The sequence below is a fragment of the Nocardia sp. NPDC049149 genome (genome assembly GCF_043197455.1).
Classification (GTDB): Bacteria; Actinomycetota; Actinomycetes; order Mycobacteriales; family Mycobacteriaceae; genus Nocardia.
Genome location: NZ_JBICTD010000004.1, coordinates 740812 through 756262, shown reverse-complemented (window position 1 = coordinate 756262; position 15451 = coordinate 740812). Strand labels below are relative to the sequence as shown.

General features: G+C 67.5%; 12 protein-coding genes. All 12 read right to left on the bottom strand.

The genetic code is table 11. The annotated features are described in order from the left end of the window. Nucleotides 1-78: 78 nt before the first annotated feature. The 12 genes from nuoN to ACGFNJ_RS19140 all read right to left on the bottom strand — a co-directional run bounded on the left by nuoN (nt 79) and on the right by ACGFNJ_RS19140 (nt 15439). A complete protein-coding gene (nuoN, locus tag ACGFNJ_RS19195) occupies nt 79-1704 on the bottom strand; it encodes an NADH-quinone oxidoreductase subunit NuoN (RefSeq protein WP_393449425.1) in 1626 nt (541 codons plus the stop codon). Further along, nucleotides 1701-3326, bottom strand: coding sequence for an NADH-quinone oxidoreductase subunit M (locus ACGFNJ_RS19190; protein WP_393449422.1), 1626 nt, complete (start codon nt 3324-3326; stop codon nt 1701-1703). The genes nuoN and ACGFNJ_RS19190 overlap by 4 nt, the downstream gene beginning before the upstream one ends. A gap of 121 nt (nt 3327-3447) precedes the next feature. After that, complete coding sequence (nuoL, locus tag ACGFNJ_RS19185; protein WP_393449419.1) at nt 3448-5337, bottom strand: NADH-quinone oxidoreductase subunit L; 1890 nt, start codon at nt 5335-5337, stop codon at nt 3448-3450. A 1-nt stretch (nt 5338) separates the two neighbouring features. Further along, nucleotides 5339-5638, bottom strand: a complete 300-nt coding sequence (gene nuoK, locus ACGFNJ_RS19180; protein WP_040735043.1) for an NADH-quinone oxidoreductase subunit NuoK — start codon at nt 5636-5638, stop codon at nt 5339-5341. Further along, entirely contained in the window at nt 5635-6471 is an 837-nt protein-coding gene (locus tag ACGFNJ_RS19175) for an NADH-quinone oxidoreductase subunit J (RefSeq protein ID WP_393449414.1), read from the bottom strand. Before ACGFNJ_RS19175 ends, nuoK begins: the two co-directional genes overlap by 4 nt. After that, nucleotides 6468-8288, bottom strand: coding sequence for an NADH-quinone oxidoreductase subunit NuoH (gene nuoH / locus ACGFNJ_RS19170; RefSeq protein ID WP_393449411.1), 1821 nt, complete (start codon nt 8286-8288; stop codon nt 6468-6470). Before nuoH ends, ACGFNJ_RS19175 begins: the two co-directional genes overlap by 4 nt. Further along, nucleotides 8281-10764 carry an NADH-quinone oxidoreductase subunit G gene (locus ACGFNJ_RS19165; protein WP_393449408.1) on the bottom strand — a complete coding sequence of 828 codons (2484 nt, stop codon included), beginning with the start codon at nt 10762-10764 and terminating at the stop codon, nt 8281-8283. Before ACGFNJ_RS19165 ends, nuoH begins: the two co-directional genes overlap by 8 nt. Beyond that, entirely contained in the window at nt 10761-12077 is a 1317-nt protein-coding gene (nuoF, locus tag ACGFNJ_RS19160; protein WP_393449404.1) for an NADH-quinone oxidoreductase subunit NuoF, read from the bottom strand. Before nuoF ends, ACGFNJ_RS19165 begins: the two co-directional genes overlap by 4 nt. Then, nucleotides 12074-12790, bottom strand: a complete 717-nt coding sequence (gene nuoE / locus ACGFNJ_RS19155) for an NADH-quinone oxidoreductase subunit NuoE (protein WP_393449401.1) — start codon at nt 12788-12790, stop codon at nt 12074-12076. The genes nuoF and nuoE overlap by 4 nt, the downstream gene beginning before the upstream one ends. Then, entirely contained in the window at nt 12787-14118 is a 1332-nt protein-coding gene (gene nuoD, locus ACGFNJ_RS19150; protein WP_393449398.1) for an NADH dehydrogenase (quinone) subunit D, read from the bottom strand. Before nuoD ends, nuoE begins: the two co-directional genes overlap by 4 nt. Continuing rightward, entirely contained in the window at nt 14118-14888 is a 771-nt protein-coding gene (locus ACGFNJ_RS19145; RefSeq protein ID WP_393449395.1) for an NADH-quinone oxidoreductase subunit C, read from the bottom strand. The genes nuoD and ACGFNJ_RS19145 overlap by 1 nt, the downstream gene beginning before the upstream one ends. Beyond that, entirely contained in the window at nt 14885-15439 is a 555-nt protein-coding gene (locus ACGFNJ_RS19140; protein ID WP_393449392.1) for a NuoB/complex I 20 kDa subunit family protein, read from the bottom strand. The genes ACGFNJ_RS19145 and ACGFNJ_RS19140 overlap by 4 nt, the downstream gene beginning before the upstream one ends. Nucleotides 15440-15451 lie beyond the last annotated feature (12 nt).

The window sequence follows — 15451 nt, the reverse complement described above, 5'->3', positions numbered from 1 at the left end:
TCAGGCTGCGACGACGGACGAACGACCGATGCCCGCCGTGCTCCGCGAGGAGCGCGACGGGCATCGAGGTGGAGGGGCTCAGCGGACGAGGGTGGATGCCCGGTCTGCCAGGTCGAGCAGGATCTGCGGGAAGACACCGAGCACGATGGTCACGCCGGCGCCGAAGGCGACGACTGTTGTGGTGAGGAATGGGTTGACCACCACTGGTGCGTCGGTCGGCGGATCGGTGAAGAACATCAGCACGATGACTCGGATGTAGAAGAAGGCGGCGATCGCGCTGCAGATGACACCGACGATCACCAACGGGGTGGCATCTCCTGCAGCGGCCGCTTCGAACACCGCGAACTTGCTGACGAATCCACTGGTGAGCGGCAGGCCGGCGAACGAAAGCAGGAACAGCGCGAAAACGCTGGCCAGCCAAGGGGAGCGGCGGCCGAGCCCCGCCCACTGCGACAGCGACGAGGCTTCGTCACCGGAAGCGTCGCGCACCAGGCTGACGAGCGCGAACGCGCCGACCGTCCCTACGCCGTACGCGACCAGATAGAACAGGATGGCCGAGACACCCTTGTCGTTGGCGGCGATCAACCCGGTCATGATGAATCCGGCATGCGCCACCGACGAATACGCGAGCATCCGCTTCACATCGGTCTGGGTGATGGCCATGATGGCACCGACCGCCATGGTCGCGATGGCGATCGCCGCGAGCACCGGCCGCCAGTCGTCCTTCAGCCCCGGCACCGCGACCTGCAGCACCCGCAACAACGCACCGACTGCCGCGATCTTGGTCGCCGCCGCCATGAACGCCGTAACCGGTGTCGGCGCACCCTGATACACGTCGGGCACCCACGACTGGAACGGCACCGTGCCGATCTTGAACAGCAACCCGACCGCGAGCAACGCCACCCCGAGCAACGCGAGCATCGCGTTGTCCGGATGCGCGGCGATCGCGTCCGCGATGCCTGCCAGCTTGACCGTCCCCGCCTGCCCGTAGAGCAGCGCGACACCGTAGAGGAAGAACGCCGACGAGAACGCGCCGAGCAGGAAGTACTTCAGCGCCGCTTCCTGCGACAGCAACCGCTTGCGCCGCGCGAGCCCGCACAGCAGATACAGCGGCAGCGACAGCACCTCGAGCGCGACGAACATGGTGAGCAGGTCGTTGGAGGCGGGGAACAGCAGCAGCCCGCCGACCGCGAGCAACGTCAACGGGAAGACCTCGGTGGTCGCGATTCCCGCACGCAGCGCGGCCTTTTCGCTAGCACTTCCCGGCACCGACGACGCCTGCGGCGTGAACGCGTCCACCCCGCGACCGAGCGTGGCCGCGGCCAGACTCCAGGTGCCCGGCCCGCTGCGCGCGGTGGCCTTCGGCTCGGCGCCGCGCTCGGCCATGAACAGCACCCCGAGGATCGACACCACGAGGATGGTGCCCTGCAGGAACAGTGTGACCCCGTCGATGGCGACCGCGCCGACCACCGCGGTCGCCTCGGTGCCCGCCAGTCGCACGACCGCGACCAGCGCAGCGATCAACCCGGCGAGGCTCAACAGCACCTGCCCGCCGAACCGGAAGCGCCGTCCCGCGAACGCCTCGACCAGCACGCTGAGCACCGCGACACCGAAGACGATCAGCATCGGCGAGAGGTACCCGTATTCGATGCTCGGCGCCGGAATCGCGGCGGCGAGCGGTGTTCCGTACGCGAGGGAGCTCACTTGTGGACACCTCCGGGAAGATCGGCCTTACCGGCCTCGGGGAGCGGTGGAACCGAGGGCGTCGGATCGTGCTTGCCGATGGTCGTCAGCGTCTGGCTCACCGCCGGGTTGATGAAGTCCAGGATCGGTTTCGGGTAGACGCCGAAGAACAGCAGCGCGGCGATCAACGGAACCACCACCGCGAGCTCGCGCGGCACCAGGTCGTAGAGATGCTCGTTGCCCTTCTTGACCGGCCCGGTCATCATCCGCTGGTACAACCACAGCACGTACACCGCGGCGAGCACCAGCGCGCCGGTGGCGATGACGGCCGCGAATTCGTAGCGGCTGAATGTGCCGACCAGCACCAGGAATTCGCTGATGAACGGCGCGAGGCCGGGCAGCGAGAGGGTGGCGAGGCCCGCGATGAAGAACGTGCCCGCCAGTATCGGCGCCACCTTCTGCACGCCGCCGAATTCGGCGATGAGCCGGGATCCCCTGCGCGACACCAGGAATCCCGCGATGAGGAACAGCGCGGCGGTGGAGATGCCGTGGTTCACCATGTACAGCGTCGCGCCGGTCTGGCCCTGGCTGGTCATGGCGAAGATACCGAGGATGATGAAGCCGAAGTGCGAGATCGAGGTGTAGGCGATCAACCGCATCACGTCGGTCTGCCCGATGGCGAGCAGCGCGCCGTAGATGATGCCGATCACGGCGAGCGTGATCACCAGCGGCGCATAGGTATCCGACGCGTCGGGGAACAGCATCAGGCAGTAGCGCAGCATGCCGAAGGTGCCGACCTTGTCGACCACCGCCATCATCAGCACCGCACTCGACGGTGTCGCGGCGACGGCGGCGTCCGGCAGCCAGGTGTGCAGCGGCCACAGCGGCGCCTTCACCGCGAAGGCGAACATGAAGCCGAGGAACAGCGCGTTGAGCACCGCGGGCGCGGCGCCGAGCTGGCCGGAGTTGGCCGCGGCGACCACGGTCCGGAAGTCGAAGGTGCCTGCACCGTCCGGGCCGAGTCCGTCCCGCGCGGTGACCACGTAGAGCCCGATCACCGCGGCCAGCATGATGAGCCCGCCGAAAAGGTTGTACAGCAAGAACTTCACCGCGGCCCGTGACCGCTGCTGGCGCAGCTGCACATCCGCCGAGCGTGGCCCGAAGCCGCCGATGAGGAAGTACATCGGGATCAGCATCGCCTCGAAGAACACGTAGAACAGCAGGATGTCCAGCGAGACAAAGGAAATGAGCACCATCGCCTCGACGAGCAGCGTCAGCGCGACGTAGGTGTGCGAGACCCGGCGTCCGCTGCCGACCTCGCGTTCGTCGTGCCACCCGGCCAGGATCAGCAATGGCACGAGCGCGGTGGTGAGCAATACCAGCACCAGGGCGATGCCGTCGATCCCGACGGTGTATCCGGCGCCGAAGGCCGGTATCCACTCGTGGTCCTCGACGAATTGGTATTGCGCCCCACTGGGATCGAACTCCACCGCGAGCACGATGGCGAACGCGAGCACCGCCACCGACACCACCAGCGCCAGCACGCGCGCCAGGAGTCGCTGCCCCGCGGGCAGCAGCAGCACGACGATCGCGCCGATCACTGGGGCCAACCACAATGTGGTCAACCAGGGAAAGTCGGTCACCTGAACCTCACCACCAGGAGGGCTGCGGCCACCAGGGCCGCGCCGGTGAACATGGACATGCGGGACGCGCGCCGGGACGGCAACGGACGCGGCCACGCGGGCACCCAGGGATACACACCACTCACCACAGCCGCACCGCCAACAGCGCGGCGGCGACGAGAGCGGCGCCGGTGAACATGGACAGGGCATACGAGCGCACGAACCCGGACTGCACCTTGCGGATCCGTCCGGACAGCCCGCCGATCAATGCGGCTGTCCCGTTGACGATTCCGTCGATGCCGCGGTTGTCGAGGAACACCAGCGCGCGAGTCAGATAGCCGCCGGGTCGCATGAAGGTCGCCTCGTTGAATGCGTCACCGTAGAGGTCCTTGCGCGCCGCGATGGTCAGCGCGGACACGGCTTCCGGTGCGGTCTCCGGGATGTTGCGCTGCGCGTACTGGTAGTAGGCGAACCCGACACCGAGCGCAACAACGGTCAGTGCGAGGGCGGTCACGACGCCCGCGGGCACTGTCTCTTCGCCGTGGTGCGCGCCGACAACCGGTGCGAGCCAGTTCTGCAGCGAGGACCCGAACGCGAACAACGCACCGGCGGCAACGGATCCGATCGCGAGCAGGATCATCGGCCCGGTCATCACCGCAGGGGATTCGTGCGGGTGGGTCTCAGGTTTCCAGCGGCGCTCACCGAAGAACGTCATGATCATGACCCGCGTCATGTAGAACGCGGTGAGCCCCGCACCGAGCAGCGTCACTACACCGAGCGTCAAACCGCTTGCGCCGCCTTGGTTGAACGCGACCTCGATGATCTTGTCCTTGGAGAAGAAGCCCGCGAACGGCGGCACCCCGATGATCGCCAAGTAGCCGAGCCCGAAGGTGACGTAGGTGATCGGCAGCAACGTGCGCAGCCCGCCGTAGCGGCGCATGTCGGTCTCGTCGTCCATCGCGTGCATCACCGAACCGGCGCCGAGGAACAACCCGGCCTTGAAGAACCCGTGGGTGAGCAGATGCATGATGGCGAAGGCATATCCGGCCGGGCCGAGGCCCGCGGCGAGCACCATGTAGCCGATCTGGCTCATGGTCGAGGCGGCCAGCGCCTTCTTGATGTCGTCCTTGGCGCAGCCGACGATCGCACCGAACAGCAGCGTCACCGCGCCGACGAGGACAACGCCGAGCCGCGCGTCCGGCGCGAGGTCGAAGATCGGACCCGAGCGCGCGATCAGGTACACGCCCGCGGTGACCATGGTGGCCGCGTGGATGAGCGCCGACACCGGAGTCGGGCCCTCCATCGCGTCCCCGAGCCAGGACTGCAGCGGCACCTGCGCGGACTTGCCGCACGCGGCGAGCAGCAGCAGCAAGCCGATGGCGGTGAGCGTGCCTTCGCCGGCCTGCGGTGCGCCGGCGAACACGTCGGTGAAGTTGATCGACCCGAACGCCGAGAACATGACGAACATCGCGATCGCCAGCCCCATGTCACCGACCCGGTTGACCACGAACGCTTTCTTGGCTGCGGTCGCGGCGGTCGGCTTGTGGTACCAGAACCCGATCAGCAGGTAGGACGCCAGGCCGACGCCTTCCCAGCCGAGATAGAGCACCAGGTAGTTGTTCGCCAGCACCAGCAGCAGCATCGCGGCCAGGAACAGGTTGAGGTAGCCGAAGAATCGGCGCCTACCTGGATCGTGGCTCATGTAGCCGATGGAGTAGATGTGGATCAGCGAGCCGACGCCGGTGATCAGCAGCGCGAAACACACGGACAGCTGGTCCAGTTGGAGGCTGAAGTCGACCTGCAGCCCGGCCACCGGCACCCAGCTGAACAGGTCGGTGTGCACACCGCGCTGCGCGGTGTCGCGGCCGAGCATGTCGAAGAACGCGATACCGGCGACCACGAAGGACGCCAGCGCCATCAGACAGCCGAGCAGGTGACCCCACTTGTCGCTGAAACGTCCGGTGAGCAGAAGGATTACGGCGCCTGCGAGGGGGAGGGCAGGCAGCAGCCAGAGCGTCGTGGCCGTATCCATGTCAGAACTTCAACAGGTTGGCGTCGTCGACCGAGGTCGAGCGGCGGGCACGGAAGATGGTCATGATGATGGCAAGGCCGACAACGACTTCGGCCGCGGCGACCACCATGGTGAAGAACGCGAACACCTGACCGTCCAGGTTCGAATGCAGCCTGGCGAAGGTGACGAACGCGAGGTTGACCGCGTTGAGCATCAGCTCGATGCACATGAACACCACGATGGCGTTGCGCCGCAACAACACACCTGCCGCGCCGATCGTGAACAGCAGGGCGGACAGGAACAGGTAGTTCTGGGGATTCACCGGTTGCCTTCCTCGTCGCTCTGGTTCTCGGTCGCGACCGAGGCGCGCGCGCTCTCGGTGCCGACGGAGATGACGGCCGCTTCCGCGAGCGCCCTGGTGCGGCGGTGCCGCAGGATGGTGCTGACCGAGAGTTCCTCGAAGGAGCCGTCGGGCAGCCTGGCCGGAATGTCGACCGCGTTGTGCCTGGCATAGACGCCGGGGGTGGGCAGCGGGGTGGCGCGATGTCCGGCCTCCCGGAACCGGCGCACCGACATCTCGCGCTGGCCCATCTTCGGCCCGAACTGCTCGCGGTGTGCGAGCACCATTGCGCCGATGGTGGCGGTGATCAGCAGCGCGCCGGTGAGTTCGAAGGCCCACACGTAGCGCACGAAGATCAGCTCGGCGAGCTCGCCGATCACGTCGCGTCCGGCGAAGCCCTTGGCGGGGAAGGTGATTCCGGATTCCCTGATGCCGCGGGCGATGCCGCTGATCAGCAGCAGGCCGAAGCCGAGCCCGACCGCGGCGGCCGCGAGCTGCTGCCCGCGCAGGTTCTCCCGCAGCGACTCGGCCGAGTCGACACCGACCAGCATGAGCACGAACAGGAACAGCATCATGACCGCGCCGGTGTAGACGACGATCTGCACCACACCGAGGAACAACGCGTCCTGGGCCATGTAGAACACGGCCAGGATGATCATGGTGGCGGCCAGGCAGATCGCGGAATGCACTGCCTTGCGGGCGAACACCATGCCGAGCGCGCCGATGGTGGCCAGCGGGGCCAAGATCCAGAAGTTCACCGCCTCCGGGGTGGAGGTGCGGGTGAGTGGCTCTGCGGCAAGGATGAATTCGTTCACCGCGCCCCTCCTTCCACGCCCGCGGCGGCGGGCTGCTTCGAACTGTCGGCGTCGCCGTTGGCTTCTTGCAGCGCGCCGAGCACGTTGCCCAGGTAGTAGTCGGCCTCGTCGGTGCCTGGCTGCATCGCGTGCGGCGGTGCGGTCATGCCCGGCTGCAGCGGGGCGAGCAGGCGATCCTTCTCGTAGATCAGGTCGGCGCGGTTGTCGTCGGCCATCTCGTACTCGTTGGTCATGGTCAACGCGCGGGTCGGGCACGCCTCGATGCACAGGCCGCAGCCGATGCACCGCAGGTAGTTGATCTGATAGACCTGCCCGTACCGCTCACCGGGCGAAAAGCGCTCCGTCTCGGTGTTGTCCGCGCCTTCGACGAAGATCGCGTCGGCGGGGCAGGCCCACGCGCACAGCTCGCAGCCGATGCACTTCTCCAACCCATCCGGATGCCGGTTGAGCTGATGGCGGCCGTGGTAGCGCGGCGCGGTCGGCACCTTCTGTTCCGGGTAGAACTCGGTGTTCGGCTTCTTGAACATGGTCGCCGCGGTGACCGCGAAGCCGGCGAGCGGATCGAACAGACCCGACTTGGCAACGGGGCGCGGGGTTTCCGGCAGCGGCGGGGTCGGGAAGCCGAGGAACACCGCCGAATCCGACTGCGGTGCGCTCGGTTCCGGCTCGGCGGGTGCGGGGGCGCCGCCCCTGCGTCCGGCCCGCAGGAACATCCCGATCATCAACGCGGACAGCAGCACTCCGCCGACGACGAGGATCAGGGTCTGTACGTGGTAGCCCTCGGTCTCGAGCACGCGGGCCGCGCCGACGACCATGACCCACAGCAGCGAGGTCGGGATCAGCAGCTTCCAGCCGAGGTTCATGAACTGGTCGTAGCGCAGCCGCGGCAGCGTGCCGCGCAACCAGATGAACACGAACAGGAAGACCCAGACCTTGGCGGTGAACCAGAGCACCGGCCACCAGCCGCTGTTCGCGCCCTCCCACATGTTCAACGGCCACGGCGCCCGCCAGCCGCCGAGGAACAGGGTGGTGGCGAGCGCGGAAACTGTTGCCATGTTGATGTATTCGGCCATCATGAACATGGCGAACTTCAGCGAGGAGTACTCGGTGTGGAAGCCGCCGACCAGCTCGCCCTCGGCCTCGGGCAGGTCGAACGGCGCCCGGTTGGTCTCGCCGACCATGGACACGCAGTAGATGAGGAACGAGGGCAGCAGCAGGAAGACATACCAGGTGCCCTGCTGGGCGTCGACGATGCCCGAGGTCGCCATGGTGCCGCCGAGCAGGAACACGGTGGCGAAGCACAGCGCCATCGCGATCTCGTAGGAGATCACCTGCGCGGTCGAGCGCAGGCCGCCGAGCAGCGGGTAGGTGGAGCCCGACGACCAACCGGCCAGCACGATCCCGTACACGCCGATCGAGGTGATGGCCAGGATGTAGAGCACCGCCACCGGCATATCGGTGAGTTGCAGCGCGGTGCGGTGCCCGAAGACCGAGACCTCGGGACCGAACGGGATCACCGCGAACGCCATCACCGACGGGATCAGCGAAATGATCGGCGCCAGAATGTAGATCGGCTTGTCGACGATGGTCGGAATGATGTCTTCCTTGAGCGCCATCTTCACGCCGTCGGCGATGCTCTGCAGCATGCCGTAGGGGCCGATCCGGTTCGGGCCGATGCGCATCTGCATGCGCGCCACGATCTTTCGTTCCGCCACCACCGCGATCATCGGGGTGAGCAGCAGGAAGACGAAGATGGCAAGCGATTTCGCGAGCACGAGCCACAACGGATCGTGACCGAACAGACTCAGATCACTCATGCCTGTGCTCCTTGGTCCTGGCATCGGCACGCCGCAGCGCCACGATGCCGCCGGGCTGGGTGGCCAACTGTTCGGCGATCGAGCTGCCCGGCGAATGCTGCGGCAGCCAGACCACCCGGTCGGGCAGGTCGGTGATCATCAGCGGCAGTGTCACGGTGCCGTGGTCGCTGGCGACGGTCACCAAATCGTTGGTGTCGGCGCCGATTTCGGCGGCGGTTGCCGCAGAGAGCCGGGCGACCGGCGTCCGCGCGATGCCGGCCAGGTTGGGTTCGCCCTCCTGCAGGCGGCCCAGGTCGAGCAGCATCCGCCAGCTGGCCAGCACCGCGGTGCCCGGTCCGGCCTGGGTCAGCGGGTGCGGGCGATGCGCGGGCGCCGCGACCGGCGCGCCGTCCCATGCGCCGAGTTCGGCGAGTTCGGCGCGGGCCGCCGCGGTGTCGGGCAGTCCGAGGCGCACCTTCATCTCGTCCGCGATCGCCTGCAGCACACGCTGATCCGACAGCGGCGCGGACTGGCGGCGGACCATGTCGTCGCCGAGCGCGGCGTCGAACGGGCGCGGCCTGCCCTCCCAGGTGCGGAAGGTGCCAGACTTCTCCATCGCCGTGGCGACCGGGAAGACGACGTCGGCGCGGTCGGTGACCGCGCTGTGCCGCTGTTCCAGGCTGACGACGAAGCGGGCGGCGTCGATGGCGGCGAGTGCGCCGTTCGGGTCGGGCAGGTCGGTGACGTCGACACCGCCGATCACCAGAGCGCCGAGTCCTGGCGCGGCGTCCAAGATGGCCGCGGTGTCCCGCCCCGGGGTGGCAGGCAAGTCCGGCACATTCCAGACGCTGCGAACCTGTTGGCGGGCAGAGGGATCCGCGACCGGCCGGCCGCCGGGCAGCAGGCCGGGCAGTGCGCCCGCCTCGACCGCACCGCGTTCACCGGCGCGGCGCGGGACCCACGCCAGGGCGGCGCCGGTCTCGTCGGCCAGTCGGACCGCGGCGGACAAAGCACCGGGGATGCCTGCCATCCGCTCGCCGACCATGATCACCGCACCCGGCTCGCGCAGCAGTCGCCCGACATCGGCGATCTGGGTGGGATCGGCTCCCGGCGTTGCGGTTTCGCCGTTCCGGATCGCTTCGAGCAGGTGCGGTTCGGCGCCGGGCATGGCTTGCATGAGCTTGCCGGACATCCGGTCCAGCCCGCGGGTGGCGTAGGGCGCCAGCGAGTAGATCGGCAAGCGCCGCTTGCGGGCGGTCTTGCGCAGCCGCAGGTAGACGATCGGCGACTCCTCCTCGGGCTCGAACCCGACGAGCAGCACGATCGGCGCGCTCTCCATGCTGTCGTAGCTGACCGTCATGCCCTGGCCCGCGACGCGGGCGGCGAGGAAGTCGGCCTCCTCGGCGGAATGCGCCCTGGCCCGGAAGTCGACGTCGTTGGTGCCCAACGCGATTCGAGCGAACTTCGCGTAGGTGTAGGCGTCCTCTTCGGTGACCCGGCCGCCGACGAGCACGCCCGCGCTGCCGAACGCCGCGGCGAGACCTTCGGCCGCGGCGGCGAGCGCCTCGGACCAGGAGGCGGGCGCCAGGTTGCCGTCCCAGCCGCGGACCAGCGGCGTGGTGAGGCGATCGCGTTCGGTCGCGTAGGCGAACGCCCAGCGGCCCTTGTCGCAGTTCCATTCCTCGTTGACCTGTGGGTCGTCGCCCGCCAGCCGGCGAAGCACCTTGCCGCGGCGGTGATCGGTGCGCTGCGCGCAGCCGGATGCGCAGTGCTCGCACACATTCGGGCTGGACACCAGGTCGAACGGCCTGGCCCGGAACCGGTAGCTGGTGCCGGTGAGCGCGCCGACGGGGCAGATCTGCACGGTGTTGCCGGAGAAGTAGGAATCCAGCGGCTCGGCCTGCGCGGTGCCGACCTGTTGCAGCGCACCACGTTCCAGCAGCTCGATGAACGGATCACCGGCGACCTGCTGGGAGAAGCGGGTGCACCGGGCGCACAGCACGCAGCGTTCCCGGTCGAGCAGCACCGCGGACGAGAGCGGAATCGGCTTGGGATAGGTGCGCTTTTCGCCCTCGAAGCGGGTCTCCGCGCGGCCGGTGGACATCGCCTGGTTCTGCAGCGGACATTCGCCGCCCTTGTCGCAGACGGGGCAGTCGAGCGGGTGGTTGATGAGCAGCAGCTCCATCACACCCTCTTGCGCCTTGTCGGCCACCGGCGAGGTGAGCTGGGTGCGCACCACCATGCCGTCGGTGACGGTCATGGTGCAGGACGCGACCGGCTTGCGCTGGCCTTCGACCTCGACGATGCACTGACGGCAGGCGCCGACGGGATCGAGCAGCGGGTGGTCGCAGAACCGCGGGATCTGGATGCCGATGAGTTCGGCGGCCCGGATCACCAAAGTGCCTGCGGGCACACTGATCGTGGTGTCATCGATCGTGACGGACACGAGATCCGCGGGGACAACTCCGCTCGCATTCGCGTTCACGGTGCTAGTCATCGCGCTCCTTCCATAGCCCATGCGGTCGAGCGCGCCGGATCGAACGGACACCCGCCGCGCTCGAAGTGGGCGAGGTACTCGTCGCGGAAGTACTGCAGCGAGGAGATGATCGGGCTGGCCGCGCCGTCGCCGAGGGCGCAGAACGACTTGCCGTTGATCGTGTCGCTGATATCGAGCAGCTTGTCCAGATCGGCCGCGGTGCCGTGGCCCGCCTCGATGCGTTCGAGCAGCTGCACCAGCCAGTACGTGCCCTCGCGGCACGGTGTGCACTTGCCGCAGGATTCGTGGGCGTAGAACTCGGTCCAGCGCAGCACCGCGCGCACCACGCAGGTGGTGTCGTCGAAGATCTGTAATGCCTTGGTGCCCAACATGGATCCGGCCGCCGCGACACCCTCGTAGTCGAGTGGGACGTCGAGGTGTTCGTTGGTGAACAGCGGGGTCGACGAACCGCCGGGGGTCCAGAACTTCACCGTGTGCCCGGTGCGGACACCGCCGGCGTAGTCGAGCAGCTCGCGCAGCGTGATGCCCAGCGGTGCCTCGTACTGCCCCGGCCGGTTCACGTGCCCCGACAGTGAGTACAGGGTGAAGCCCGGTGACTTCTCGGTGCCCATCGAACGGAACCACGCGGTGCCGTTGAGGATGATCGGCGGCACGCTAGCAATGGATTCCACGTTGTTCACCACGGTCGGGCAGGCGTAGAGCCCGGCGACGGCGGGGAACGGCGGGCGCAGGCGCGGCTGGCCGCGGCGGCCCTCGAGCGAATCCAGCAGGGCGGTTTCCTCGCCGCAGATGTAGGCGCCCGCTCCGGCGTGCACGATGAGCTCGAGGTCGTAGCCGGAGTTGAGGATGTTGCGGCCGAGGAACCCGGCTTCGTAGGCCTGGGCGACGGCGGCCTGCAGCCTGCGCAGCACCGGCACCACTTCACCGCGCACATAGATGAACGCGTGTGCCGCCCGGATCGCATAGGACGCGATGATGACGCCCTCGATCAGCGCGTGCGGGCTCGACAGCATCAGCGGAATGTCTTTGCACGTACCGGGTTCCGACTCGTCGGCGTTGACCACCAGATAGTGCGGCTTGGTGACGCCGTCGGGTCCTGGTCCCTGCGGGATGAAGCTCCACTTCATGCCGGTGGGGAAGCCTGCGCCGCCGCGGCCGCGCAGGCCTGCGTCTTTGACGGTCTGGATGACGTTGTCCGGCTCCATCCGCAGTGCCTTGCGCAGCGCCTGGTAGCCGTCGTGGCGGCGGTAGGTGTCCATCGTCCACGACTGCGGGTCGTCCCAGTACTTGGTGAGTACGGGGGTCAGCGTCATGCGATGCCCTCCGAATTCTGTGGTGTCCCAGGGGCTTGCAGATTCTGCTCGCGGGCGGCTTCGAGTCCGGCCAAGGTCGCCTTGCCTGCCGCGCCGTCGAGGACGCCGGGCCGCTCGTCGGGGAATCCGGCAAGGATGCGGGCGGTCTCCTTGAACGTGCACAGCGGCGCGCCGCGGGTCGGCGTCACCTGCTGCCCTGCGCGCAGCGAATCCACCAGTGCCTGAGCCGATTCCGGGGTCTGGTTGTCGAAGAACTCCCAGTTGACCATGATCACCGGCGCGAAATCGCAGGCCGCGTTGCACTCGACGTGCTCGAGGGTGATCTTGCCGTCCGCGGTGGTTTCGCCGTGATGCAGGCCGAGATGCTGCTCGAGTTTGGCGAGGATGGCGTCGCCACCCATCACCGCGCACAGCGTGTTCGTGCAGACCCCGACGTGGTATTCGCCGGTCGGCGTGCGCCGGTACATCGAGTAGAAGGTCGCCACCGCAGTGACTTCCGCGCCGGTGAGGCCGAGTTGATCGGCACAGAAGTCGATGCCGGTTCCGGTGACGCACCCCTCTTCGGCCTGCACCAGGTGCAGCAGCGGCAGCAGCGCCGACCGCGGTTCCGGGTAGCGCGCGATGATCTCCTTGGCATCCAGCTCGAGCCGCTCGCGAATGAACGGCTGATACGGCTGCGGCCTGGTGCTGAGCTTCAACATGATTTCTGTCATCGGTCCACTCCACCCATCACGGGGTCGATGCTGGCGACGGCCGCGATGACGTCGGCGACCATGCCGCCCTCGCAGGTCGCCGCCACCGCTTGCAAATTGGTGAACGAGGGATCGCGGTAGTGCACCCGGTAGGGCCGGGTGCCACCGTCGCTGACCATGTGCACACCGAGCTCGCCGCGCGGCGATTCGACAGCGGTGTACACCTGGCCTGCGGGCACCCGGATGCCCTCGGTGACGAGCTTGAAGTGATGGATCAGGCCCTCCATCGACTTGCCCATGATCTTGCCGATGTGCTTGGGGGAGTTGCCGAGTCCGTCCGGCCCGAGCTGCAGGTCGGCGGGCCAGGCGATCTTCTTGTCATCGACCATCACCGGGCCGGGACGCAGCTTGTCCAGGCACTGCTCGACGATCTTCAGCGACTCCTTCAGCTCGTCCACCCGAATCACGTAGCGGCCGTAGCAGTCACAGCCCGTGGTGGTGGGGATGTCGAATTCGTAGTTCTCGTAACCGCAGTACGGCTGGGACTTACGCAGGTCGTGCGGCAGGCCGGTGGCCCGAAGCACCGGGCCGGTGATCCCGAGGGCCATACAGCCCTGCAGGTTCAGGTAACCGACGTCCTGCGTGCGCGCCTTCCAGATGGGATTGGAGGTGAGCAGCTGCTCCATGTCGTGCAGCCGCTTCGGCATCAGGGCAAGCAGCTCACGGACTTTGGTGACGCCGTCGTCGGGCAGGTCCTGCGCGAGGCCGCCCGGCCGGATGTAGGCGTGGTTCATCCGCAGACCGGTGATGGTCTCGAACACGTCGAGGATCAGTTCGCGTTCCCGGAAACCGAACAGCATCGGGGTGAGCGCGCCGAGCTCCATGCCGCCGGTGGCCAGCGCGACCAGGTGCGAGGAGATGCGGTTGAGCTCCATCAGCATCACCCGAATGATGTTGACGCGCTCCGGGATTGCCTCGGTGATGTCGAGGAGCTTCTCCACCGCGAGGCAGTACGCCGTCTCGTTGAAGAACGGCGAGAGGTAGTCCATCCTGGTGACGAAGGTGACGCCCTGGGTCCAGTTGCGGAACTCGAGGTTCTTCTCGATTCCGGTGTGCAGGTAGCCGATTCCGCAGCGCGCCTCGGTGACGGTCTCGCCTTCGATCTCCAGGATCAGGCGCAGCACACCGTGCGTGGACGGGTGCTGGGGTCCCATGTTGACGACGATGCGTTCCTCGCCCGCGCCACGCAGGGCGTCGGCGACCTCTTCCCAGTCTTGTCCTGCGACGGTGACAACGTTCGGTTCCGGGGCGGTGTCGGTGACATCGCCCCGAGTGTCGGTGTTGTTCATTAGTTGTAGGCCCTCCGCTCGTCGGGCGGGGGTATCCGCGCGCCCTTGTACTCGACCGGGATCCCGCCGAGCGGGTAGTCCTTGCGCTGGGGGTGACCGCGCCAGTCGTCGGGCATCAGGATGCGAGTGAGCGAGGGGTGCCCGTCGAAGATGATGCCGAAGAAGTCGTAGGTTTCCCGCTCGTGCCAGTCGGTGGTCGGATACACGTCGTACAGCGACGGGATGTGCGGGTCGGCATCCGGCGCGGACACCTCCATGCGCAGCCTGCGGTTGTGTGTGATGGACATGAGCGGGTACACCGCGTGCAGTTCGCGGCCCGCGTCCTCCAGGTAGTGCACGCCGCTGACGCCGAGGCAGAGCTCGAAACGCAATGCGGGATCGTCACGTAACGCTTGGGCGACGGTCACCAGATGCTCGCGGTGCACGTGCAGGGTGAGCTCGCCGCGGAAGACGACGATCTTCTCCAGTGCGGTCTCGAGCCGGGTGCCGACGGCGCCGAGTGCGGCGCGCAGTGCGTCGACGAGCTCGTCGAAGTAACCGCCGTAGGGTGCCGGCGTGCTGCCAGGCAGGCTGACCGGGCGGACCAGGCCGCCGTAGCCGGAGGTGTCACCGGAGCCGGTGACACCGAACATGCCGTGGCGCACGCCGATCACCTCGGCGCCCGCGCCCGACTGCTCGTCCGGCAGTGTGCCTTCCGGGCCTGCGGTGGCGGCCGCGTCGATCTCGTCGTGCGCGGTGACGGTCGTATCGTCGCTCGAATCGAACGTCATCGCAGCAGACCCTCCATCCGGATGGTCGGCGTAGACGCGAGCGCGGCCGCTTCTGCGGCGCGCACGGCTTCTTCGCGGTTGACGCCGAGTGGCATCTCCTGAATCTTTGCGTGCAGTGTCAAAATCGCGTTCAACAGCATCTCCGGCCGCGGCGGGCAGCCGGGCAGGTAGATGTCGACCGGCACCACGTGGTCGACGCCCTGCACGATGGCGTAGTTGTTGAACATGCCGCCCGACGAGGCGCACACGCCCATGGCGAGCACCCATTTCGGTTCGGTCATCTGGTCGTAGACCTGCCGCAGCACCGGGGCCATCTTGTTGCTGACCCGGCCTGCGACGATCATCAGATCGGCCTGCCGCGGCGAGGCGCGGAACGCCTCCATGCCGAAGCGGGCGATATCGAAACGGCCTGCGCCCGTTGCCATCATCTCGATGGCGCAGCACGCCAGTCCGAAGGTGGCGGGCCACAGCGAGCCCTTGCGCAGATAACCGGCGAAATCTTCGACCGTGCTCAGCAGAAAACCGCTGGGCAGTTTTTCCTCGAGACCCATATCCGACTAACC

Coding starts and splice junctions, on each gene's coding strand:
- nuoL (WP_393449419.1), bottom strand. CDS start 5,337: ATGGATACGGCCACGACGCTCTGGCTGCTGCCTGCCCTCCCCCTCGCA.
- nuoH (WP_393449411.1), bottom strand. CDS start 8,288: ATGAGTGATCTGAGTCTGTTCGGTCACGATCCGTTGTGGCTCGTGCTC.
- ACGFNJ_RS19165 (WP_393449408.1), bottom strand. CDS start 10,764: ATGACTAGCACCGTGAACGCGAATGCGAGCGGAGTTGTCCCCGCGGAT.
- nuoF (WP_393449404.1), bottom strand. CDS start 12,077: ATGACGCTGACCCCCGTACTCACCAAGTACTGGGACGACCCGCAGTCG.
- nuoE (WP_393449401.1), bottom strand. CDS start 12,790: ATGACAGAAATCATGTTGAAGCTCAGCACCAGGCCGCAGCCGTATCAG.
- nuoD (WP_393449398.1), bottom strand. CDS start 14,118: ATGAACAACACCGACACTCGGGGCGATGTCACCGACACCGCCCCGGAA.
- ACGFNJ_RS19145 (WP_393449395.1), bottom strand. CDS start 14,888: ATGACGTTCGATTCGAGCGACGATACGACCGTCACCGCGCACGACGAG.
- ACGFNJ_RS19140 (WP_393449392.1), bottom strand. CDS start 15,439: ATGGGTCTCGAGGAAAAACTGCCCAGCGGTTTTCTGCTGAGCACGGTC.